This window comes from Nostoc sp. NMS9, assembly GCF_017114995.1.
GTDB lineage: Bacteria > Cyanobacteriota > Cyanobacteriia > Cyanobacteriales > Nostocaceae > Nostoc.
Window position 1 is genome coordinate 16,877 of sequence record NZ_JABXKL010000068.1, and the last position, 21,693, is coordinate 38,569.

The 21,693-nt window shown below is 41.2% G+C and carries 18 protein-coding genes; 10 read left to right on the top strand and 8 right to left on the bottom strand.

What is annotated here, in order from left to right; all coding sequences use genetic code 11:
- Positions 1 to 27 precede the first annotated feature (27 nt).
- Entirely contained in the window at positions 28 to 900 is an 873-nt protein-coding gene (locus HWQ40_RS20320) for an SDR family oxidoreductase (RefSeq protein WP_292780973.1), read from the bottom strand.
- Positions 901 to 1,476: 576 nt separating this feature from the next.
- Here HWQ40_RS20320 and HWQ40_RS20325 point away from each other — a divergent pair.
- On the top strand, positions 1,477 to 3,078 hold the full coding sequence (locus tag HWQ40_RS20325; protein ID WP_292780975.1) for a peptide ligase PGM1-related protein: 1,602 nt from the start codon (positions 1,477 to 1,479) through the stop codon (positions 3,076 to 3,078).
- A 104-nt stretch (positions 3,079 to 3,182) separates the two neighbouring features.
- On the opposite strand, the gene HWQ40_RS20330 is transcribed toward HWQ40_RS20325, so the two are convergent.
- A complete protein-coding gene (locus tag HWQ40_RS20330; RefSeq protein WP_292780977.1) occupies positions 3,183 to 5,153 on the bottom strand; it encodes a protein kinase in 1,971 nt (656 codons plus the stop codon).
- 391 nt (positions 5,154 to 5,544) lie between these two features.
- Positions 5,545 to 5,694, bottom strand: a complete 150-nt coding sequence (locus HWQ40_RS20335; protein WP_292780980.1) for a hypothetical protein — start codon at positions 5,692 to 5,694, stop codon at positions 5,545 to 5,547.
- Positions 5,695 to 5,757: 63 nt separating this feature from the next.
- On the opposite strand from HWQ40_RS20335, the gene HWQ40_RS20340 reads away from it, so the two are divergent.
- From HWQ40_RS20340 to HWQ40_RS20350, 3 genes are all read left to right on the top strand, one after another.
- On the top strand, positions 5,758 to 5,976 hold the full coding sequence (locus HWQ40_RS20340; protein WP_292780982.1) for an EamA family transporter: 219 nt from the start codon (positions 5,758 to 5,760) through the stop codon (positions 5,974 to 5,976).
- Positions 5,977 to 6,262: 286 nt separating this feature from the next.
- Positions 6,263 to 7,534 carry a DUF4255 domain-containing protein gene (locus tag HWQ40_RS20345; RefSeq protein ID WP_292780984.1) on the top strand — a complete coding sequence of 424 codons (1,272 nt, stop codon included), beginning with the start codon at positions 6,263 to 6,265 and terminating at the stop codon, positions 7,532 to 7,534.
- Entirely contained in the window at positions 7,531 to 9,522 is a 1,992-nt protein-coding gene (locus tag HWQ40_RS20350) for an ATP-binding protein (RefSeq protein ID WP_292780987.1), read from the top strand. The genes HWQ40_RS20345 and HWQ40_RS20350 overlap by 4 nt, the downstream gene beginning before the upstream one ends.
- A 288-nt stretch (positions 9,523 to 9,810) precedes the next feature.
- On the opposite strand, the gene HWQ40_RS20355 is transcribed toward HWQ40_RS20350, so the two are convergent.
- The gene (locus tag HWQ40_RS20355; protein ID WP_292780990.1) at positions 9,811 to 10,521 is read right to left on the bottom strand and encodes a Uma2 family endonuclease; all 711 of its coding nucleotides are present in this window, start codon (positions 10,519 to 10,521) and stop codon (positions 9,811 to 9,813) included.
- A 317-nt stretch (positions 10,522 to 10,838) separates the two neighbouring features.
- Here HWQ40_RS20355 and HWQ40_RS20360 point away from each other — a divergent pair, with 317 nt between their 5' ends.
- Positions 10,839 to 11,108: a hypothetical protein gene (locus HWQ40_RS20360; protein WP_292780992.1), complete on the top strand. Its 270-nt coding sequence runs from the start codon at positions 10,839 to 10,841 to the stop codon at positions 11,106 to 11,108.
- Here HWQ40_RS20360 and HWQ40_RS20365 read toward each other — a convergent pair.
- Positions 11,080 to 13,491, bottom strand: a complete 2,412-nt coding sequence (locus HWQ40_RS20365; protein ID WP_292780993.1) for a tetratricopeptide repeat protein — start codon at positions 13,489 to 13,491, stop codon at positions 11,080 to 11,082. The two genes, HWQ40_RS20360 and HWQ40_RS20365, sit on opposite strands and share 29 nt — an antisense overlap.
- A 178-nt stretch (positions 13,492 to 13,669) precedes the next feature.
- Here HWQ40_RS20365 and HWQ40_RS20370 point away from each other — a divergent pair, with 178 nt between their 5' ends.
- On the top strand, positions 13,670 to 14,353 hold the full coding sequence (locus HWQ40_RS20370) for a Uma2 family endonuclease (RefSeq protein ID WP_292780995.1): 684 nt from the start codon (positions 13,670 to 13,672) through the stop codon (positions 14,351 to 14,353).
- 9 nt (positions 14,354 to 14,362) lie between these two features.
- On the opposite strand, the gene HWQ40_RS20375 is transcribed toward HWQ40_RS20370, so the two are convergent.
- From HWQ40_RS20375 to HWQ40_RS20385, 3 genes are all read right to left on the bottom strand, one after another.
- Entirely contained in the window at positions 14,363 to 15,289 is a 927-nt protein-coding gene (locus tag HWQ40_RS20375) for an STM4504/CBY_0614 family protein (protein ID WP_292780998.1), read from the bottom strand.
- Positions 15,290 to 15,567: 278 nt separating this feature from the next.
- On the bottom strand, positions 15,568 to 15,861 hold the full coding sequence (locus HWQ40_RS20380; RefSeq protein WP_366934015.1) for a putative toxin-antitoxin system toxin component, PIN family: 294 nt from the start codon (positions 15,859 to 15,861) through the stop codon (positions 15,568 to 15,570).
- A 118-nt stretch (positions 15,862 to 15,979) separates the two neighbouring features.
- Positions 15,980 to 16,216 carry a hypothetical protein gene (locus HWQ40_RS20385; protein ID WP_292781001.1) on the bottom strand — a complete coding sequence of 79 codons (237 nt, stop codon included), beginning with the start codon at positions 16,214 to 16,216 and terminating at the stop codon, positions 15,980 to 15,982.
- 251 nt (positions 16,217 to 16,467) lie between these two features.
- Between HWQ40_RS20385 and HWQ40_RS20390 the strand changes: the two genes are divergently transcribed.
- From HWQ40_RS20390 to HWQ40_RS20405, 4 genes are all read left to right on the top strand, one after another.
- A complete protein-coding gene (locus HWQ40_RS20390) occupies positions 16,468 to 17,403 on the top strand; it encodes a ferritin-like domain-containing protein (RefSeq protein ID WP_292781003.1) in 936 nt (311 codons plus the stop codon).
- 23 nt (positions 17,404 to 17,426) lie between these two features.
- Positions 17,427 to 18,185 (top strand): isoprenyl transferase, encoded by a 759-nt coding sequence (locus HWQ40_RS20395; RefSeq protein WP_292781005.1) that lies wholly within the window; start codon positions 17,427 to 17,429, stop codon positions 18,183 to 18,185.
- Between the two features lie 206 nt (positions 18,186 to 18,391).
- Positions 18,392 to 18,934 (top strand): hypothetical protein, encoded by a 543-nt coding sequence (locus HWQ40_RS20400; RefSeq protein WP_292781008.1) that lies wholly within the window; start codon positions 18,392 to 18,394, stop codon positions 18,932 to 18,934.
- A gap of 524 nt (positions 18,935 to 19,458) precedes the next feature.
- Positions 19,459 to 21,378 (top strand): iron uptake porin, encoded by a 1,920-nt coding sequence (locus tag HWQ40_RS20405; protein WP_292781020.1) that lies wholly within the window; start codon positions 19,459 to 19,461, stop codon positions 21,376 to 21,378.
- Positions 21,379 to 21,693 lie beyond the last annotated feature (315 nt).

The following is a 21,693-nucleotide window of genomic DNA, read 5'->3' on the forward strand; positions in this document are numbered from 1 at the left end:
CTCACTCATAACTCCTAACTATTTTAATTACCCATTCACAACATCTCCACCATTAACATGTAACACTTGTCCAGAGACATAAGAAGAATCATCAGAAGCCAAATATACGTAGCTAGGAGCAACTTCTTCAGGTTGTCCAGCTCGTTCCATTGGTACTTGTTTACCAAAAGTTTCAACTTTTTCTTCAGGAAAAGTTGAGGGAATTAAAGGTGTCCAAATTGGACCTGGCGCAACAGCATTAACGCGAATTCCTTTGGATACCAAATTTTTTGATAAGGAGCGAGTAAAAGCAACGATCGCACCTTTTGTAGAGGAGTAATCTAATAGTTGTGGACTACCTTTATAAGCTGTTACCGATGTGGTATTGATGATAGCACTGCCTGCTTGTAAATGCTTGAGTGCAGCTTTAGTCAGGAAAAACATTGAGAAAATATTAGTGCGGAAAGTTCGCTCTAGTTGTTCTTCGGTGATTTCTTCAATACTTTCTTTTGGATGTTGTTCAGCAGCGTTGTTGATGAGAATATCGAGTTTGCCAAATTCACCAACTGTTTGTTGTATAGCTTGCTGACAAAAAGTTTCATTGCCAATATCACCTGCAATGGTAACTGCACGACGCCCTTGTTTTTCTACCAAATGTTTTGTTTCTTTGGCATCATCGTGTTCGTTAAGGTAAAGAATAGCCACATCTGCACCTTCTTTTGCAAATGCGATCGCAACAGCACGACCAATCCCACTATCTGCACCCGTAATCAATGCTACTTTATCTTGTAACTTACCACTACCCCGATACTGAGCATCATCTGCTTTGGGTTTTGGTGTCATTTCTGATTCAACACCTGGTGTTTCTTGTTGCTGTGGCGGTTGCAATTTTTGCTCTTTTTTCTCTTTTGATTTAGCCATCTGTTTTACCTTGGTAATTGAATATTGAATGGGGCATTGGGAATTGGGCATTGAGCATTGAGAATTAGTTACACTTCATCTTTCTCATTTCTCCTATTCCCTACTCCCTATTTCATAACTAAACCTTGGATCGAAAATTCAACCCAAGGTTTATTTTTTGCTTTGACTCTCACTAGCCATTTGCAATTTTAGGCATTTATATCCTGGATGTTTGCCAAACTTACTTATTCCTAGCAACTGTACGCAACTTACATTATTTATCCTCACGCCTGACCATGAAAATAAATACACAACTCTAATGTGATGAAGAATCCATCTTTTTCATCTGCTTTCAAGTTAACTATTATATAGCTGTACTTTATCGCCCCTTAGAGGTAAACTAAACTGGAATTAGCTCAACCTTAAGATGGAAACGAAATTAAAAAAGTTGGCGATTTACGGGTTGCTATAGTTTGATTGATCCTTGCGGACTTCCGGAAATTTTTTACAAAACTACCTGAATATTGACACGGCGACTATACATCGTCCAAAAGGCTGCGTGGTGCGCTACATTGAGATCATTAGAGGGCAGGGGTTATGGCAACATTAAATATTTCCGAGTTAGAACAGGTTGAAAAGTTTCGCCACTTACAATTAACCCTGCGCGATCGCTGGAAAACGAGCGAAATATTTGATAATAGTGAAGCGGATATTTTAATTATTCCTTCCTTGAGTCTCGACCAGGGGGAACTCCAAAAGATTGAAGGCTGCGAGCATTATGAAGAAAGATTACTATTTTCCTTAATTCGGTTGCGAAATCCCCGAACTCGGCTGATATATGTAACATCAGTACCGCTGCATCCTAGTATCATTGATTATTATCTGCAACTGTTGCCAGGAATTCCCTTTTCTCATGCTCGCAATCGCTTGCTGTTACTTTCTACTTACGATTCCTCTTTTAAGCCTCTGAGCCAAAAGATTTTAGAACGCCCCCGCTTGCTAGAGCGGATTCATCAATCTTTGAGGCTAGACAAATCATTTATGATCTGCTATAACTCTTCGCACTGGGAAGGCGAATTGTCTTTAAAATTAGGTGTACCATTGTATGCTGCTGCACCAAATTTACAGATTTGGGGAACAAAAAGTGGCAGTCGGCAAATCTTCAAAGAAAGCGGAATACCGCATCCAGATGGCAGCGAAAAAGTTTGGAACCACAAAGATTTGACAGAAGCTACCGTTGATTTGTGGGAACGCCAACCAACATTAAAACGGGTAGTAGTAAAACTCAACGAGGGCATTTCTGGAGAGGGGAATGCATTGCTGGATCTTAGACCGATTGAGAATTTAGCACCAAACATTGGTACTCATGCCGAAAGGATAGCAGCAATTAGCGATCGCTTATCAACGATGCGCTTTCAAGCAAAACAAGAGACTTGGGATAGTTTTTTGGGAAAAATGCCTGAGTTAGGGGCAATCGCGGAAGCATTTGTGGAAGGGGAAATTAAGCGATCGCCCAGCGTCCAAGGACGGATCACACCTCAGGGCGAAGTGGAAATCCTTTCAACTCACGACCAAATTCTCGGAGGCCCAGACGGTCAGATTTACCTTGGTTGTCGCTTCCCCGCTGATGAAAGCTATCGGTTGCAATTACAGCAATTGGGACTACAAGTTGGCAAAAAGCTAGCAGAGAAAGGCACTTTAGAGCGATTTGGATTAGATTTTATTGCCGTTGACAAGGGTAATAAAGAGTGGGATATTCAGGCGATCGAAATTAACCTGCGTAAAGGCGGTACAACTCATCCATTCATGACCCTGAAATTATTAACGAACGGCCGCTATGACCTTTCCACAGGTTTATTTTATAGTCAACAAGGTCGTCCAAAATACTATATTGCCACTGATAATCTGCAAAAAGAGCGCTATCAGGGATTATTACCCAATGATTTGATGGATATCATCGCTCACCACAGACTACAATTCGATAGTGGTACAGAAACGGGTACAGTGTTTCATCTTATGGGTTGCCTTTCGCAGTTTGGCAAGGTGGGATTAACCAGCATCGGTGATTCTCCGCAACAAGCACAAGACATTTATAACAAAGTTGTCAAAGTTTTGGATGAAGAAACCCGCAGCGAAAATCGTGATTTCTCGGCGTTTTCAGATTATTCCTTTCCCGTTGTTTGGGATGAACATAGTTAATTTGTTAAGAAGTGTAAACTGAGAGGGTCGTCCAAAAGCTGAAAAGCTTATTATTTCGTAGACCCCCTCAGGTGACTTACTGATAACTGATTAGCTGATTACTTCTAAATGCGCTGATCGTTATTAGGTAAATTTTGCTGGTTGCTTGGCTGTTTACGAGATTGAAATTGAGATATATAGGTTACTACTGCTAAAGTCAGTCCAATAGCCAATACCACCCCCAGAATTCGCAAAAAATTGGGATTAATTCTCGTAGTTAGCTGCTCACTTAGCTTTGGTTGATAAATAGTATCATCTGATTGCACTGGTGGTCTGCTTTGATTAGACGCAGGTCGTGGCTGATACAAAGTCACATCTGATTGCACTGGTGGTCTACTTTGATTAGATCCTGGTCGCGGCTGAAACAACGTCTTATCTGGTGGTACTTGTTGACCACCTTGATTAGATCCTGGTCGTGGCTGAAACAACGTCTTATCTGGTGGTACTTGTTGACCACCTTGATTAGATCCTGGTCGTGGCTGAAACAACGTCTTATCTGGTGGTACTTGTTGACCACCTTGATTAGATCCTGGTCGTGGCTGAAACAACGTCTTATCTGGTGGTACTTGTTGACCACCTTGATTAGATCCTGGTCGTGGTTGATATAACGTCACATCAGGTTTGCTGGCGTTCGGATTATTCACAGGACTCTGTTGATTTTGCTCAACTGGGTTAAATGGTCTGGGAACGGTTTCGTGATTTGAACCTTGGTTTTGTCCAGCCTGAATGCCAGGAAAGGTTTGCTCAGATTGGTTTTGCTTAATCGAGTTAAATGGTCTGGGAACAGTTTCGTGATTTGAGCCTTGATTGAAAGCAGATGGAGGACGCAGAATCGTGTCGTCGTTCGATTGTCTAGGAACAGTTTCGTGATTTGAGCCTTGATTGAAAGCAGATGGAGGACGCAGAATCGTGTCGTCGTTCGATTGTCTAGGAACAGTTTCGTGATTTGAGCCTTGATTGGAAGCAGATGGAGGACGCAGAATTGTGTCGTCGTTTGATTGTCTGGGAACAGTTTCGTGATTTGAGCCTTGATTAGAAGAAGGTTGCGATCGCCCAGTAATTTGTCCGGGTACACTAGTATTATCTGTGACAAATTTTGCAGCAGCTTGTAAAGCTTGATTCAGTTCTTCTACCGTTGCAAATCGATTAACTGGGTTCTTTTGGAGGCATTTCATCACCACCACTTCCAATTGTACGGGTAAATTCTCACACCCTGGTTGCGATCGCAGTGGTTTTGGTGGCTCATAAGCGTGAGCTAATACCCAAGAAGCCTCACTAACATGACTACCCTTAATGCTGATTCCAAAGGGGTCGGCTGCACTCAGCATTTCATAAAGGATAATCCCTAAGCTGTAAATATCACCTCTAGCATCCAGGTTTTGATCGCTTTGGATTTGCTCAGGAGGTGCGTAACGAAATGTACCGATAAATGTACTAGTTATATTTGTAATATTGGAATTCTCTGAAGATTCACTACGAATTTTGGCAACACCAAAATCCAAAACCTTCACCCACTCTCCCAAATCTGTCGGCATCAAAAATATATTATCTGGTTTCAGGTCGCGGTGAACTACCTGAATATGTTCAGTAGTTTTGCCGCCATCCCGTTGGAGAGTCACTCCTTGATGGGCAAGCTGTAGACCCTTACAAACTTGCGCCATAATCTTCACCGTCCGCTCAACAGACAGCCGCTTGTCGCGCAGCAGTAATTGCCCAAGCGTTTGCCCCCGCAGATATTCCATTACATAAAATGGAAAACCTTCCGGGGTTACACCACAGTCACTAATCTTAACAATGTGGTCACTTTGCAAAGCAGCACAAACTGCCACCTCCCGCTCAAAACGCTTTCTCATTTCGAGCGATGCCACTAGCGTATCTTTGAGCAACTTCAACGCTACCTGCTGACCGACACGGGTATCCGTTGCTAGGAAAACTTCTCCCATGCCACCCCCGCCTAACCGTCTATCTAAACGGTATCGCTGGTTATCACCTACGAAGCGACCATTCCAAGAATTTGAAGAAGGTGGGGATTTCATCTGGGGCAACCCATCCTAGTTACTTTAAGTGTTAACTTTATTCACAGATAATACTAGTATTACAAATTATGATTGCTTCATAACTTAGATGAATATTAGTAATATATGCTACTAGTAGTTAATCTAATTATACTCAGCTTAACATATTACTAACTTAAAGTAATGCGATAAATTTGATAAAATGTTTAAACTTAAGGCCTATAGCAGTTGAAATTTGTCCTGATATTAAGTTAGCGCAAGTTCGACGATAACCATCAGCTTCAGTAGTGCTGAGTGACTAAGAGAGTGAAACGGTAGAGCACAAACTACGAACCTAGCAAGTCAAACTTGACAGACAAGTAATTTAATTTAACACTCTTCTTAAATTACACTGCTAATTTTGACTAGTGAATCAGGAGGCTAAGATGGAAAGCAACACCACAACATAGTGGATATATGCATTATTGTCGGCTGGCTTTGCAGCATTGACAACTATCTTTGCCAAAATTGGGATAGACAATGTGAATGCTAATTTAGCAACAGCAATCCGAATTGTTGTCATCTTAGTAGTTGCTTGGGGGATTGTATTTTTTCAGGGAAACGCTTAGCTATATCCCAAAAAACCATGATTTTCTTATTATCTGGAGTATCTACAGGGTTATCATGGATTTTTTACTTCCAAGCCTTACAAGCCGGAAAAGCTTCCTTTTTTGCACCAATTGATAAATCAAGCTTGGTATTAGTTTTATTGTTTTCAGTCATTTTTTTTGGAGAAACATTAAACTGGAAGATAATTTTAGGAACTGGGTTAGTAGTCATAGGCACTTTAGTTTTAATTATTTAAAATTCTAATTAAGAGGATGTTTTAAAAGTCTTAGTGTTCAAGTACATTAGGTAGCTTGTAGTGGAAATTAACCTACTTTTAATAAGGGGATTTTGACCATTACTGAGTCTTTTTAATTGAGAAGGTAGGTGGATTTATGCTGTGCTGTACTAATGCTTGACAATGCGCTTTTGTCTGCCGTGCTGATAGTCTTTGCGACAACAGGACTTAAAGTTTTGCAAAATATATTCTATTAATGTACTCTGGCGTACATGATTAATATGTGCTATTTCCATGAGGAATCAGGATGAGTAATGTGCTCTCTATAGCCGCAGTAACAGCAGTACTAAAAGTCTTGCTGGAAAATGGTTTAGTCAGCGATCCGATCGCTGCTAGTGTTGGTGATGTGATTGTAACTGCCCTACCGCCGGATCGAATTTCAGTTGAAGCTGACGAGCGTGCTCAAATCAACCTCTTTCTCTATCAAGTGACGCAGAATCGCAATGTCGATTGGGTATCTCAAGAATTTCGGAGCAGGCATTCACGTATTAATGGAAACCCGCGCTCTCCGACTCCACCACTAGCTCTTGACCTGCACTACTTACTAACAGCCTACGGAGCCAAGGATTTTCAGGCGGAGCTTTTACTAGGCTATGCAATGCATTTATTACACAAAACACCAGCGATCACATCTGATATTATTGAAAATACTTTGATAAATGCATCTACAACCAATACCTCAAGTGCTTTTTCGCAAGCTGTAGCAAGTGTGTCTGTATCTGATTTAGCTGAACAAATTGGGCAGATAAAACTGACTCCAGAGTTTTTTAACATGGAAGAAACTTCTAAGTTATGGTCTGCTTTACAAACACACTATCGACCTTCAGCTACCTATTTAGCATCAATGGTATTGATTGAAAGTAGTAATGACAAGTCTGAAAGTTTTTACATGATGCCCTTGTCTCAACCGAATATAGAGCAAGTTATAGCTCCGACAAAAACTGAAAAAATGATTGTTACAGGTACAAAATTAGTAATTCGTGGTAAACGGTTACACGGTGAAATCACACGAGTTCGTTTCAGTAATAAAGAGACATTACTAGTACCTCAAGAAGTAAAAGAAACCCAAATCAGTTTGTTAGTCCCGCCAGATTTATACGCAAGCATTCAGGGTGTTCAAGTTGTACATTTAACAATGGGCAATGCAGGGCAAACGAATCATCTAGTTGAATCAAACGTTGCGGCTTTTGTTTTACATCCAACAATTACAGCATTCGTTACTCAAGTGGAAAATAGCGGTGACAATTTACGCGCAGCAGAAATTACCGTTAAATTCCAGCCCAAAGTAGGTAAGGCACAGCGGGTAGTTTTGCTACTCAATGAGGTATCAGGTGATAGTCCGGTAGCTTACTCTTTCTTGGTTGCACCACCTACCCAAGACACTGATGCAATCACGATTCCGGTCAAAAATGTGAAACCAGGAACTTATATTGTCCGGGCGCGAGTAGATGGCGCCGAAAGTCCACTGCAAAAGAATCAGTTTGGGGAATATGATTCGCCACAGGTGACAATTTTATGAATGCTACGACAATTAATCACAATTGGGATGAGGCAAACTACCGCTACCTATCAGCAGCCCTAGCCGTGGTGCGTGGTATTTTAGAAAATCACACGGCAAAAGAGCAAAATCAACCTGAAGAGAACAACCAAGAGCATTTACAGCAAGTGTTACAGGAAGCCGCTGCTGCAATGCCTGCACCATCGGCATTGGAGAGAATATGCAAAATGTTTCACCTCTCATCCTTTGAACGTGATTTGTTGCTGTTGTGTGCAGGTATGGAATTAAATGGAGATTTTGCTAAATTATGTGCTATAGTTCACGACGATTCACAACGAGCTTACCCAACTTTGGGTTTAGCTTTGGCAGCTTTACCTAATGTCCACTGGGATGCGATCGCTCCAAATGCTCCCTTACGCCATTGGCGGTTAATTCAAATTGGTGATGGTCATTCCCTGACTCTCAGTCCCTTGAGAATTGACGAGCGGATTTTACATTATCTCACGGGTATCCAATATCTTGACGAACGGCTAGCTGGTATCATTGAGCCATTACCAGAGGTTAGCGATTTAGTACCTTCGCATCAAGATTTAGCAGAGCGAATCGCAGCCGTTTGGTCGCAAGCTTACAAGGTTAACAGCTTGCCAATTGTCCAGTTATCTAGTGGTGAAACTGCCAGTAAACATGCCATTGCCGCGACAATTTGTCAACTTCAGGGTTTAAGCTTGTGGGTAATGCCTGCACAAGTTATTCCCTTAGCACCTAGCGAATTGGATAATCTCATCCGCCTGTGGACTCGTGAGATAATTTTAAGTAAGAGTGCTTTACTCATAGACTGCAACGAACTGGATACTAATGATACAGCGAGGCTGAATGCGATCGCTCGTTTCATCGAACGCACAAAGGGCTTTTTAATAGTCACGAGTCGGGAACGGATCGGCTTATCACAACGCCTAGTAGTTAATTTTGATGTACATCAACCAACTAGCAAAGAACAAGGTGCAGTTTGGCAAGATGCATTAGGGGCGAGTGCATCGCAAATGAATGGGCAAGTCAAAACCTTAGTGGATCAGTTTAACCTCAGTGCTGCAACCATTCGTGCTGCTTGTGCAGAAGCCGCAGGACAGTTAGCACAAACGCCAGAAAGCGATATTACTAGCATTTTATGGGATGCCTGCCGCGTGCAAGCACGTCCGCGCTTAGATGAACTTGCCCAACGGATTGAGCCATCTGGTGATTGGGAGGACTTAGTATTGCCAGAGGCACAGAAACAAGTTCTCCGAGAAATTGCGGCTCATGTGCGCCAACGTAGTACTGTGTATAATAATTGGGGTTTTGGGGGTAAGAGTGCGCGGGGATTAGGAATCAGCGCTCTATTTGCAGGTAGTAGCGGCACTGGTAAAACTTTGGGAGCAGAAGTGCTGGCCCATAAATTACGCCTTGACCTCTATCGTATTGACCTATCATCGGTAGTCAGCAAATATATTGGCGAGACAGAGAAGAATTTGCGCCGAGTATTTGATGCCGCAGAACAAGGTGGAGTGATTTTGTTATTTGATGAAGCCGACGCTTTATTTGGCAAACGGAGTGAAGTTAAAGATGCGCGCGATCGCTATGCCAATATTGAAGTTAGTTATCTATTGCAACGCATGGAAAGCTACCCTGGTCTAGCAGTCCTAACTACAAACCTGAAAAGTGCAATTGATACAGCCTTCCTGCGGCGGATTCGCTTTGTGGTGCAATTCCCCTTCCCCGATACAATGCAACGAGCCGAGATTTGGCGACGTGTCTTTCCAGCCGAAACCCCAACCGCAGATTTAGATGCTCTGCAACTAGCACGGCTCAATGTCGCTGGGGGTAATATCCGTAACATTGCTTTAAATGCAGCTTTTTTAGCTGCCGATGCTGGGGAACCAGTGCAGATGAAACACGTATTGCGGGCGGCTCAAACAGAATACAGTAAGTTGGAGAAACCCTTGACTGATGCGGAAGTTGGAGGATGGATGTGATTTTACAATTTTGACCTTATTAGAAAATGCTTGTAGCTAGACTAGTACGCCACGGCGTAAATAGAGCAACCATTTAAAATCCCTAAAAAGACCATTCCATAATACTTTTGACTTTTGAACGCCAGTTGCTTCTCCCAAGGGGAGACGCTGCGCGAACAAGTCGGCAGAGCCGCCCAACGCACTGGCTCCTTTTGATTTTTGACTTCCGCCTTGCGGTACTAGGTTGTAAAATTTGTGAGCGATGTCTAGGACAGGCTGTACCTAAGCCAACTACCATAGCAAACAAAATTACTCTGGTAATTCACCAAATCTTTCCCGATAGCGAGCAAGCATGGACTCCATTTGGGCAAGTTGCTGCTCGGCTTGTTGACGCTGTTGCTGTTCTTGGTGTGCTACTTCTTCTGGCGTGGGTGTCAGTTGTCCATCGGGAGTGAAAAAGCGCAACTTCGATTGATAAACTCCCAAATATAACTGCAATTGCTGACTCCATAACCAACGTGCTTCATTTGCTTGCAGTTCTTGATAACGACCATCTAACAAATGAAATCCTTTAAATTCTAAACTTACCGGGTCAAACCAAAAATAATCAGGAGTCCGCCAAATATCTTGATAGATTTCCTTTTTCAACCCTCTATCAGTAGCAGCTGTTTTGTCAGAAAGAATTTCTACAATCACATTTGGGTATTTGCCATCTTCTTCCCAAACTACCCAGCTTTTGCGTATTTTGCGTTGGGTATTTAAAACTACAAAGAAGTCGGGGCCTCGAAATTGCTCAGACTTGCGTTGACGCGGACTGTAATAAATCGTCATGTTACCGCAAGCGTAGAAATCTTGACGTTCCTGCCACAACCATTCCAAACACTGAATCAACAGCAGTATTTGCCGCAAGTGAAGTTCTGTTTCCAAAGGTGGTTCATCACTGTATAAATCACCAGGAGGAAATATAACATCTTCTGGTGTGTCTTCTAAAATTATTCCTAAATCTTGAGCAGAAGACATAATAATTTCTCTTTTGACAAGATAAATCTAATTTAACCCAATTCATTCACCTTCAAAAGCGATGGCTTCTCTTTCAGAGACGCCATCGCCCCAGCTTTTCATCCCAGCTTTCTAGAATTATAAGTCTCGCTCACACAAAACACCTGCTGGCACAAAATAATTTCTACTTAAGTCGATAGCGATCGCCACTAAACAAATTGTATAATTTGATTCAAAAATATGCTTGAGGATGTGAGATGAGGGATCGCATATTTGGGTCTAAGAAAGCAGATACATCTACTTTTTCCAATCCGTCGCTGGTCTCAGCAACAACTCCAATGGCAAATCGAGTGCGCGGCTTTGACATCGCAAATAAAGCTCCAATCCAAGCATCCTCTGAGGTATCAACTGACCTGCAAGCCGCACAGTCTGCTGGCGAACAATCCTGGGAATCACAAGCTATCAAAAAAAAGCCTGTTCACAACAACCGCTTCTCAATGGACTGCACCAAGTCCCTGAGTCAACTTTTAATTATTTACTTTGATTTGTTTACAGAGCCATCTACTAAATCAAAGATTTTTACATCGTTGCCAATCTACGACTGGTGACACAGATTTGAGTAGCACACTTTAAAACTTTTTCAACTTGTTTCGGTGCTTTGATTTCAGTAAATAGCTGAATTGCTCGATCAAAATTTATTTGACTTTCATTAGGCTTTGACATCTTTTGATTAGTTATACCCAATTGAAAATAAGCTTCAGCTAGATCGCATTTAGCACCTATTTTATCCAAAAGTTCGATTGCTTCTGTATGATTAGCGAGAGCTAATGCAAAATCTGTTTGTTGTCGATGGATTTCTGCTAAACCATTGAGTGTTTTTGCTTTTACCTGCATATAATGACTTTCTTCAGCAAAAGTCAAAGCTTGATGGAATATCTGATTTGCCTGAGAAAATTTACCTAAGTTGACGTAGGTTTGACCCAAAATTTGCATAAAATAGACAAATCTTCCAGTCTGTTCTACCAGTTTTTCGTTCGTAATATTTTGATACGCTACATCTGCTAATTGATATGATGCATCACGCAAACCTAAATAAGAATATACTAAAGCTAAACAGACTGAAGCTTTCTCTGCCCAGCGATGATGCTCGGTATTTTGAGCTAAGTAAATTACTTGTTGAAATAACTTTGCGGCTGCCTCTAGTTCCCACAAATCTATCTTGTAAAGACCAATACTTAATAAAGAATCTACCTCTAACATTCTCAAATAGTAAACTGTATGTTTATTTTCTGACTGAGGTACAAGTGATTTGAGTGCTTGCGTTGCTAAAGTAATAGTCTTTTCTTGACAAGCGATCGCCTGACTAATCTTACCTGTTATCCAATATAAATCACCCAATATATTGTAAAGTTCGCTGAGATTTTGGTCATTTTCCAGATTGTGAACAACTCGATCAATTGCCGCAAGTATCGGTTGAATTAAACCCATACGATACAACGTACTACCAAGAGGTAAAAACTGCTGCCATTGATTATTTCGGCTTTTTAAAATGACCTTACCCGCTAATTCAAATTCATGAATTTCTATGTAGTGATAATATGCTTCCAGAGCTTGCAAAGCATCCTTAAAGGTTTCAATTTGTTTAACACTAGTTGTCCAAAATTCGGCAGCTTTGTGGTTGGCAATTTCCCATTCATCGCTGGGGCGTAAACGTGCGATCGCTTCTTTCCGAATCACTGGATGCAGCCAGTATTTACCTTTTTCACACTCCACCAAAGACCGATTTCTCAAAGAAGTGATGATTTGGCGATGTTGATCGGGTGGGACATCCCAAAGTAAACAAAACAACCCTTGTGATGAGATGGTGGGTATATCTTGGTAACGATAACATCCCAAACGGCAAAGTAAACGATATGCTTGGGGATCAAGGGCTTGCAGGCGATTAATTTGACTAACTGCTAAATTTTTTAAGTCGGTTGCTGCTAACGGATCGGCATGATTTTCTTGCCAATAAAAAGCCATGTCACCATCAAAATCCTCCTGAATCGAACCGCAGAGAATTCCCATTGCTTTAGCATTACCGCCATAAGTGCGATGCATGATTTGCAAAGTTGACGAGTCGATAGTTAACCCACGGTTGCTAAAAAACTTTTGCCATGCACTTTGATCCAAACCAGGAAGCCGATAGTGATTCACATTCAGCCCAGGTTCACAAAGGCGATCGCGACTAGTAATTAGAGTAACAGACTGCACCCTAGCATCAGCTAAAATCCGCAATAGTTCTACATAGTTGCGGTGAGAAGCAATCAATCCACCTTGTTGATCTAATGCAGGTTCGAGATTGTCAATTAACACCCCAATCCGCCGATTGTGAAGTTCGCGCTTGAGTCGTCCCAAAGTTACGCCAAATTCTACCCCAGGTTCTTGATCAAAATCTTGTTTGAGCCATTCCTCTACTACTCGTTCGGCGGGGGTGATATTTTGCGTTTCCTTCGCCATCAGCAGTTCTAAAACCAAGTCAAACCCCTGAGTTTGGAGATATTGCTGCGCTAGAGTGGTTTTACCTAAACCGCCTTCACCTTGGATAACAATCACTTTCGAGCCTTGATTTACCAAAGTATTCAGGTGAGCGATCGCTTCTGTTCGTCCAATAAAATTGGTATCCTCTAATTTTGGGGTGGGGTGTGGCGATCGCGAATAATCAATCAAACTGGATGATATAGCAGTAGTTTTTCTCAGAACCCGTTCCAAAGTAGCGCGACAATTACTTTTAGTAATCTTTTGGCGCAATACTTTAGAAAGCAGCTTCCATAACTGAGAACCAGCATCCTTGGCGTGTCCTTCGGTACAACCGTAAGAATGAGCGATATCCAAGTATTTTCTACCCAACCAAACTTGCACAAGAATCACTTTTTGCAAATCGCTCAACCGTTCCCCAGTCTGCGGGGGAATTATGGCGTCTAACCATGCTAATGCTGCTTCAGCGTCCATTGTGTAACGACAAGGGTAGTTCAGATTTTAGGGATAACTATAAATCACTTTACAGTTATGCTGCTGGAGTTTTCGGATAAGATTTTGTAAATCCGACTTTTTTCCCGACTTTTCCGAATAAAGCTTTCTCATCTAATAAAATAAAGGTCATTAGGTCACGCTACCACCATCATTACTTATGGTGAAATCAGACCCCCGTCAATCTCTGCCTACCAGTGCTGAACTTCCTTGTTCAGACGATACACCTGTGGATAACGAAGACCAGAACTTTATTCCTAATCTGCTTCTCTTCTTGCTGCAATATATTTGGGCAAACCGCAATGACTGGTTTTTCAGCGTGGATATGGGCGTTTACCATACCACAGGGGTTAGTCCACTTGTGCCGATTGTACCAGACGGATTTTTGAGCTTAGGTGTAGAACGCCGCAAGGAAGGTAAATCTCGTAAAAGCTATGTTGTTTGGGAAGAAAACAACATTGTGCCTATCTTGGCTTTAGAAATTGTCTCTTTAACTCCGGGTGGAGAATACGATAAAAAACTAGACACCTATGCCAAGTTAGGTGTACTGTACTACATTATTTACAATCCAGAGTATTGGCAAAGAGACCGTCACCAACCTTTTGAAGTTTATCGCTTAGTAGATGGTAGTTATCAATTGCAAATTGGTGAACCCTTTTGGATGCCAGAAATCGGTTTGGGAATCGGGCGATCGCAATACATCTCTGGTAATATACAGCGTCAGGTTTTGTATTGGTATGACCAACAAGGAAAGCGCTATCAAACGTCAGAAGAACAGCTTGAATTAGCGCAAAAACAACTTGAGCGTTATCGTCAACAATTTGGAGAATTGCCAGAAGGGTAAGCATTAATATTAAAGTAAGGACTTCTCCGCTTCTAGCAAAAATAGAATTGTACTTGCCGTCATGTGAAGCTGGTAAGCAGCAAAGTATTGTGGGACAGTAAGCGGCTGAGAACCTTGACCATGACCTGCATTTTTATTTCTCATAGTAGGAACTCCACTTTCAAGATTTGATTTGAGTGAGGTAAATTGAGTCTGCAAGTAAGAAGGAATCAGATTGTTCTGGAAGCAAACATTAATAAGACTTTTTGCCGTATCTCCAGGTTGATAAATCCAGCCTTGAATATCACAAATAGTTTTCATAGTACTCTCAAAAGCTTTGAGGCATTCGTTAAGACATTCTTTAAAGCGCCCATGTCTGTAATGTTCGTGTGCTTTCAAAAATTCCTCATTTGCTCCCTCAAATCTGCTATCACTTAATAACTGCAAAACTGGCTTAACTGCGTCAGCATGAATAATCTGAGAATCAACTCTGATAATTTCACCTGATTCATACTGATAGCCTACTCCATGTTCTCTAAACCTAATGTTCAATTCTTCAATAGCATTGTCAGGCGTAATTTCTGGCTCAGTGAACTCAATGATGTCCGGTTCTCTGTAAAATCTATCAATCAGTCTAAAACTTAGTTCTACGACATCAATAACCTGATTTATATCTTCATTTTGCAAAATAGAATTTCTGACATCATCAATGTGATCTATTAGGCTTAAATTAATCTTATGTACCAGTGACAATTTTCCATATTCACGGCATAGGATATCATGAATCAACTTATACATATCTAAAGTTTCTTGATTTTCCTGCTTTCCTAGAGCATCACTCATAATGTAAACAATCTGTACACGAAGCGGAGTAGGGATATCTTCATACTGATAAACATCAGGGACTTCTCCCATAAGTATTTTTTGACGTTTTGAGTATATATCGTAGACTTTCATACTTGAGAAACCTATACACAATACATATATACTACAAGACTGCTAACTATGTTGTCTGTAGCAGTTTTATACTGATATAGATACCTGCAAACATTATTTACATAGAGAGTTTAAGCGTAGAATAGCGTACTGGATCAATTTTTGGTAATAATAAATACATTGAAAAACTGACTTTTTCCCGACTATTCCAACTCGATCACATAAAACTGCCGACTTTAGCCGACTGACAAAACAAAGTGCGATCGCTTAGGCTATTGGCCAAAGTTTTGTACGGTGTGTTATTCCCTCACATCACAAACTAACTTTTTAAATAAAGACAGAGAAATAATAGTTGTGTTTAACAAAGTTTGCACCTCATTAAAATCAGCATCACCCGTAATAAAAAAATCTGCTCCTGCTGCAATAGCACAAGCTAAAAACTTTGCATCTTTCCTATCTCTGGGGAAATCAACTTCCACATCCACATCAATTAGTGTTGTCACTGAATCAATTAAATAAACCCATTTTTGGTATTGTGCCTCAGTTAATTTTAAACGAGGACGCTTTAAAACTTCCTTATACTCTGCGATAATCTCTGCCTATACAACCCACTCAAAAGCAGAATTGCAATCACAAATAAAATTACTGCCTCTGGATTTTTATCAGCTATAGCAGCAGAGACTACGATATTAGTATCAATAATAACTTTCATTATCCCCGTTTATAAGCTTCAATTTCTGCTGCTATTTCTTCATCAGTCAAGGGATTATCTGCGTGTATCGCTTGTATTTCTTTGAATAACTTTTTTAATTCTTCTGCTAAAGTAACCCTTTGATTATCGTCTATCAAAATAATCACTTCAACTCTCTGTCCTGCTTTAAATCGTAAATCAGATAATACTAACTGCTTTGGATCTGCAATAGTGATATATGTTTTATAAGCGTTCATGATTTATCCTGTTACTCAACTTTTATCTACCCTTGTTCTAACAATTTCGCCACATTCTCTGCAATTCTCTCTTTTAACTTTGTAAAGTCGTCTTAGAAGGGCGAGGTTTAAAACCCAAATTTTCTATAACCAACTTTTTCCCCGACTTTTGCAACCCTATCACATAAAACTGCCGACTTCAGCCGACTGACAAACGATAGTGCGATCGCTTAGGCTATTGGGCATAAAGATAAAAACTTAAGTATAAAAATATGCTTAACACCCTCAGCCCAATCACAGAAGACTTAGCAGGTAAAAGCTATCCTATTCCTCATTACTTGCAAACACAGCGCCGCATTCGTTCCCTCATAGATAAATATATTGCAGTTGAAAAACTACACGATCGTCTGCAAGATTTACCGTTACAGTTTGCCAATCCCCAACCGCGTCCCTGGAAACTCATCGACTGGCAAACAATTAACCGTAATCAAATTATCGGCTTAGACACAGAGGTATTTTTATCTATATTGATCGGTGCGATGGATACAGAAGCTCCCATTCGCGGCTATACCCAAACCAGTCGCCAGTATTTGGAAAAATTGCATCCTCAGATGGCTCGGTTTGTTGGTGGAACTGTCGGTAAAGATGGCGAATTACTGGAACTTGGTTTGTGGGAAAAGGAAGAACGTCAGCACACACCTGCATTAATCAAAATCTACACCCAATTAACGGGCGAGAAAATTACCCCCAAACTTCGTACTGTTAGAAGCTATCTCCCCACAGATGACGCTAAGGAAGACTTATATCGCCACGGCTTACACCGCATTGCCACAGAATACGGTGCTACCTGTCTTTATATTTGGCTCATGGCTCACACTACTGGCGCACTCCAGGATGTTTTAGAGGAACTAGCACAGGATGAAATCAACCACATGACCAAATTCTGGGGGTTTGGAGTCTGGACTTTTCCTGATACTGGGTTGATGCGAATTGGACGCACGCTGATCAAAACGCGATCGCAAAACTATCAGCGTAATAACCTCATGCGTACTCTTTGCCGCATGATGGGTACCCTCAATTGGAATGCTTGGTCATTAACCAACAAAACAACTCTCCTCTTCACCTTCACTTACACAATGCATCGCTTGTGGAGTTGGAACAACACCCTCACACCAGAGTACTTACAAAATTTATTTGAAACTAATTAGTCAAAACAAAGGACAAATGACAAATGACAAATGACAAATCAAAATTACCCACCGATTTAAACCCCCAAAAAATCCCCCAACATATCGCTGTCATCATGGATGGTAACGGCCGATGGGCAACCAGTCGAGGATTACCGCGCATCGCTGGACATCGCCAAGGAGCAAAAACACTCAAAGAACTATTGCGTTGCTGCAAAGATTGGGGAATCAAAGCGTTAATAGCCTACGCTTTCTCAACAGAAAATTGGCAGCGTCCCGTTGAAGAAGTAGATTTTCTAATGCATTTGTTTGAGCGATTACTACACCGCGAGTTGGCTCAGATGCATCAAGAAGGAGTACGCATCTCGTTTATTGGAGATTTATCGGCTTTACCCAAGTCTCTACAGACTGAAATGGAGCGTTCAATGGCAGAGACATTAAACAATCAAGCAATCCACTTTACTGTTGCAGTCAACTATGGTAGCCGCAACGAAATTGCCAGAGTTTGCCGTCAAGTAGCTCAACTCGTGGAACAGGGCGAACTCAGCACCCAAGAAGTGAATGAAAGTCTTGTAGAACAACATCTCTACACAGCAAATACTCCAGAACCCGATTTGCTGATTCGTACTAGTGGTGAGATGCGATTGAGTAATTTTCTCTTGTGGCAAATGGCGTATACAGAGATGTATTTCACCGATATTCTTTGGCCAGATTTTAATCGAGAAGCATTTCATCAGGCTTTGTTGAGCTACCAAAATCGCGATCGCCGTTTTGGTCAAGTTAAAGCTTCAGTACCAGCTTAGTGTACCAAACACCAGATATCGCCTCAAAATTAAACCGGATTTTTGCCAGAAGGGATAAAGTAAAAGCACCCACATTACCACGATGGTATATGAGCGCTAACAAATAAAAACATTATTGAGGATAATCTATCTGCTATGACAGACCGAAGTAACTATAAGAATAGCAGCCACTGGGTAAATAAACTGCAAGGGTAGTTACAAATGTTTTGTTAAAAATATTACTTCCCGTAAATGTGATGCTTGACTTAGCCAAAATCCAATCGATAGCGAAATCCTATTCTCCTCAAGAACTGTTTGCTGCCTTGGTTTGGCAGCGTCGGTTCAATGAGTTTGATGGTGAAGAAGTGATTACTGACCTTTCCAACCACAAAAATTTATGGGCAAGCTTTCTGTTCACAAAACCGATCTTTGCACCAGATGAAAACGGTTTAAGCTTTGGTGGTATGGTCGATACCCTCCTTGCAATGGCGAACTATCGCCCCATGCCTGAAACCAGCATCATCCATTTCATTGCTTATCCTGCCGATACGTTGTATATCCTTACAGAGAACCAAGACATAAAGGTGTCTGAGCTTTTAGACTTGGGCAAAAAGTGGCGAGCTGATTCAGTAGAGGTAAGTGATGGCACGAATGAAGACTACGGTTTGCGGCTTAAGCGCCGACTGAGAACTAGATTGGAAGGGGGGCTATCGGGTGAAGATGTTCACCAGGATTGTGATGCAGTTATTATTACCTATTGGTGGGATTAAATTCTTGAAAGTTATTTCCACCGTTTTCCTCCTGATCTTACATGCACCCAAATCAATCAGCGATCGCAGCCTCTTAATTTTTTTTGAGTAAATTATTCTTTGTTAGGTATTGAGCCAAAATCCTCGGCTCAATACCTATATTCATTATCACAAAATCAGACTTATTTAATTATTATTTTGTCAATATAGCAATCCTATTTTATCTTTGAATAGAGAAAATCTGGAAGGCTTATGAATCAAGCCTTTTACGTAATGCATTGTTCAAAAACCATTTAGGATTGCTATCGTAATTATAAAAACTATCAATATGATGTATTGTTAATTCTTTCCAAAAATAGTATTTACTATAATTTAATACTTGCGATATAAGCTGATGTTTTGGTAAGTTAATTCAGAAAAAATCCTGATATCCAAAATTTAAAGTTAACAAGACTCTCTTGCTAAATCTACTTTAAATTTACTTATCAATCCATTTTAAAATCGCAATTAATTTTTCCACTATTTTATAGGTGTTGGGAGTTATGATGGCAAAATATCTACTAGCTTCTGCTAGTGGGATGGGATTTTTATGTTTAATTGCCGGGTTATCACCTGTGCAAGCCCTTCCTAGTTTAGAAATTGCAGATAAAAACGTAGCTGTTAATCAAGATGATGGCAGCTATGAAAATAATTATTCTCATCAAAGCAATTTAGCAAAAAATATCTCCAGTAAATTGCTGATAGCTCATGAAATTCAAAAAAATTTCCCCTCAATCAATCAACAGCAAAAAAATCAAGATTTAGGAGTAGATTCTGGCGTTAACTTTTGGCAGCCAATCATACCACAATCTGCAAGTTCATCTTCAACCTCATACAAACTTGCACAAGTAACATCCGTATCCCAATTGTCTGATGTACAGCCGACTGATTGGGCTTTTCAGGCACTCCAATCTTTAGTCGAGCGCTATGGTTGTATCGCAGGTTATCCCAATCAAACCTATCGCGGTAATCGGGCGATAACTCGCTATGAATTTGCTGCTGGCTTAAATGCTTGTTTAGAGCGAATCAACGAACTGATTGCGACTGCAACTACTGATTTAGTCAAGAAAGAAGATTTAGCCACGTTGCAGAAACTACAAGAACAATTTGCCGCAGAATTGGCAACATTGCGGGGTCGAGTAGATGCCGTAGAAGCTCGCACAGCACAACTAGAAGCAAATCAGTTTTCTACGACTACTAAACTTAATGGAGAGGTAATTATTGCTGGTATTGGTGCTAGCGGTGGCGCTCCTAATGACAGCGACCCGAACATCATCCTAGTCAATAGAGTGCGGTTAAATCTCACCACTAGCTTTACTGGTAAAGATTCATTAATTACTGGATTGCAAGCTTATAACTTTTTGGGTGGAGCCGATGGACAGGGTAGCCTGCAACAAAGTTTAGGATTAGCTGCGCCGCTTTTAAGTGCGAGTAGCGCTCGTACCAGTTTTGAGCCGCAATTTCCGGGGTTAAATGTCAATACTTTGTCGGGTGTTGGCGCAAACAGTATTCAGCTTTACAAATTGCTGTATGTCTTTCCCGTCGCTAATAAATTAACCTTGTTTGCGGGAACTGCGGCAGAGACATCAGATGCTTTCCCAGTAATTACGCCTTTTTATGGTGAAGGACAAGAGTCAATTTCTCGTTTTGCCGGCTTGAATCCTGTGCTACGGGTTTCTGGTGGGACTTCAGGTACTGGTTTAGCATCGGCGGCGGGATTTATTTTTAACATTTCGCCAAATTTTGATTTAAGAGCTTTATACGGCAGTGTAAATGCCAATTTACCCGAAAAATCTGCGACTGAGGCACTACCAGGAGTTTCTACTACACCTTTGGGAGCAGGTTTATTTAGTGGTAGTAGTATTATTGCCACACAGTTAACCTTCAAGCCAAGTCCTGCTCTGGATATTGGTTTAAACTATGCCCACAGTTATCACGAAATCAATATTTTGGCTACAGGATTAGTTAGTAGTGATATCGGTGCTTTAGCAGGGGTTGCAGCTGGAACACCGCTCACACTCAACTCTGTTGGCGGTACGGTAACATGGCGATTGTCTCCCAAAATAGCATTATCTGGCTACGGTGCAGCAATATTTGTTGATGCTGCTTCCAATAGCGTGGATGCTTCCACCACCTTTACAAGTTGGATGGCGGGAGTTCACTTCAGAGATTTATTCAAGTCAGGAAACACTGCCGGGATTCTTTTTGGTCAGCCGCTTTTCCGTACTGATACTGGTGGTTCTGCTCAACTTACCTCCACAGGCGACAATCGGGCAACTCCTTACCATTTAGAAGCCTATTACCGCCTTCAAGTTAGCGATAATATTAGCATTACCCCTGGTGCATTTATTCTCTTTAACCCAGAAGGTAACAGCAACAATGAGACTACGACTGTAGGTGTACTTCGGACTACTTTTACATTTTAAGAGATTGGGAGTAGAGAGTGGCTAACCATTGGTGTCAACTTAAGCCAAAACCCTTTTAAAATCTCGTTTTCAGCAAGAGGCTGGAAATGCTACTCCTGGCGGCTCTGCCGCGAGTTCGGGAGGCGGCAGCCCCAATGAGGGGCATTCCCAGTCTCCGACTGGGAACGAGATAATCTGCTAAAAGCTTTTTCTAGACTAGCTTTAACCTGAAGTTGACACCAATGGTGGCTGACGTACCAAAAATATTATCAAACAGGTAAGGGACTTGCGAAAAAATAAAGTACCAGCCATTCGAGAATATTTAGGAAGCGCGGA

Excerpts from the sequence above, each read along its gene's own strand:
- HWQ40_RS20385 (WP_292781001.1), bottom strand. The coding sequence starts at position 16,216 with ATGAACGCTTATAAAACATATATCACTATTGCAGATCCAAAGCAGTTA.
- HWQ40_RS20365 (WP_292780993.1), bottom strand. The coding sequence starts at position 13,491 with ATGGACGCTGAAGCAGCATTAGCATGGTTAGACGCCATAATTCCCCCG.
- HWQ40_RS20350 (WP_292780987.1), top strand. The coding sequence starts at position 7,531 with ATGAATGCTACGACAATTAATCACAATTGGGATGAGGCAAACTACCGC.
- HWQ40_RS20390 (WP_292781003.1), top strand. The coding sequence starts at position 16,468 with ATGCTTAACACCCTCAGCCCAATCACAGAAGACTTAGCAGGTAAAAGC.
- HWQ40_RS20355 (WP_292780990.1), bottom strand. The coding sequence starts at position 10,521 with ATGTCTTCTGCTCAAGATTTAGGAATAATTTTAGAAGACACACCAGAA.
- HWQ40_RS20335 (WP_292780980.1), bottom strand. The coding sequence starts at position 5,694 with ATGACAACAATTCGGATTGCTGTTGCTAAATTAGCATTCACATTGTCT.
- HWQ40_RS20375 (WP_292780998.1), bottom strand. The coding sequence starts at position 15,289 with ATGAAAGTCTACGATATATACTCAAAACGTCAAAAAATACTTATGGGA.
- HWQ40_RS20330 (WP_292780977.1), bottom strand. The coding sequence starts at position 5,153 with ATGAAATCCCCACCTTCTTCAAATTCTTGGAATGGTCGCTTCGTAGGT.
- HWQ40_RS20360 (WP_292780992.1), top strand. The coding sequence starts at position 10,839 with ATGGCAAATCGAGTGCGCGGCTTTGACATCGCAAATAAAGCTCCAATC.
- HWQ40_RS20340 (WP_292780982.1), top strand. The coding sequence starts at position 5,758 with ATGATTTTCTTATTATCTGGAGTATCTACAGGGTTATCATGGATTTTT.
- HWQ40_RS20345 (WP_292780984.1), top strand. The coding sequence starts at position 6,263 with ATGAGTAATGTGCTCTCTATAGCCGCAGTAACAGCAGTACTAAAAGTC.
- HWQ40_RS20395 (WP_292781005.1), top strand. The coding sequence starts at position 17,427 with ATGACAAATGACAAATCAAAATTACCCACCGATTTAAACCCCCAAAAA.
- HWQ40_RS20325 (WP_292780975.1), top strand. The coding sequence starts at position 1,477 with ATGGCAACATTAAATATTTCCGAGTTAGAACAGGTTGAAAAGTTTCGC.
- HWQ40_RS20370 (WP_292780995.1), top strand. The coding sequence starts at position 13,670 with ATGGTGAAATCAGACCCCCGTCAATCTCTGCCTACCAGTGCTGAACTT.
- HWQ40_RS20405 (WP_292781020.1), top strand. The coding sequence starts at position 19,459 with ATGGCAAAATATCTACTAGCTTCTGCTAGTGGGATGGGATTTTTATGT.
- HWQ40_RS20320 (WP_292780973.1), bottom strand. The coding sequence starts at position 900 with ATGGCTAAATCAAAAGAGAAAAAAGAGCAAAAATTGCAACCGCCACAG.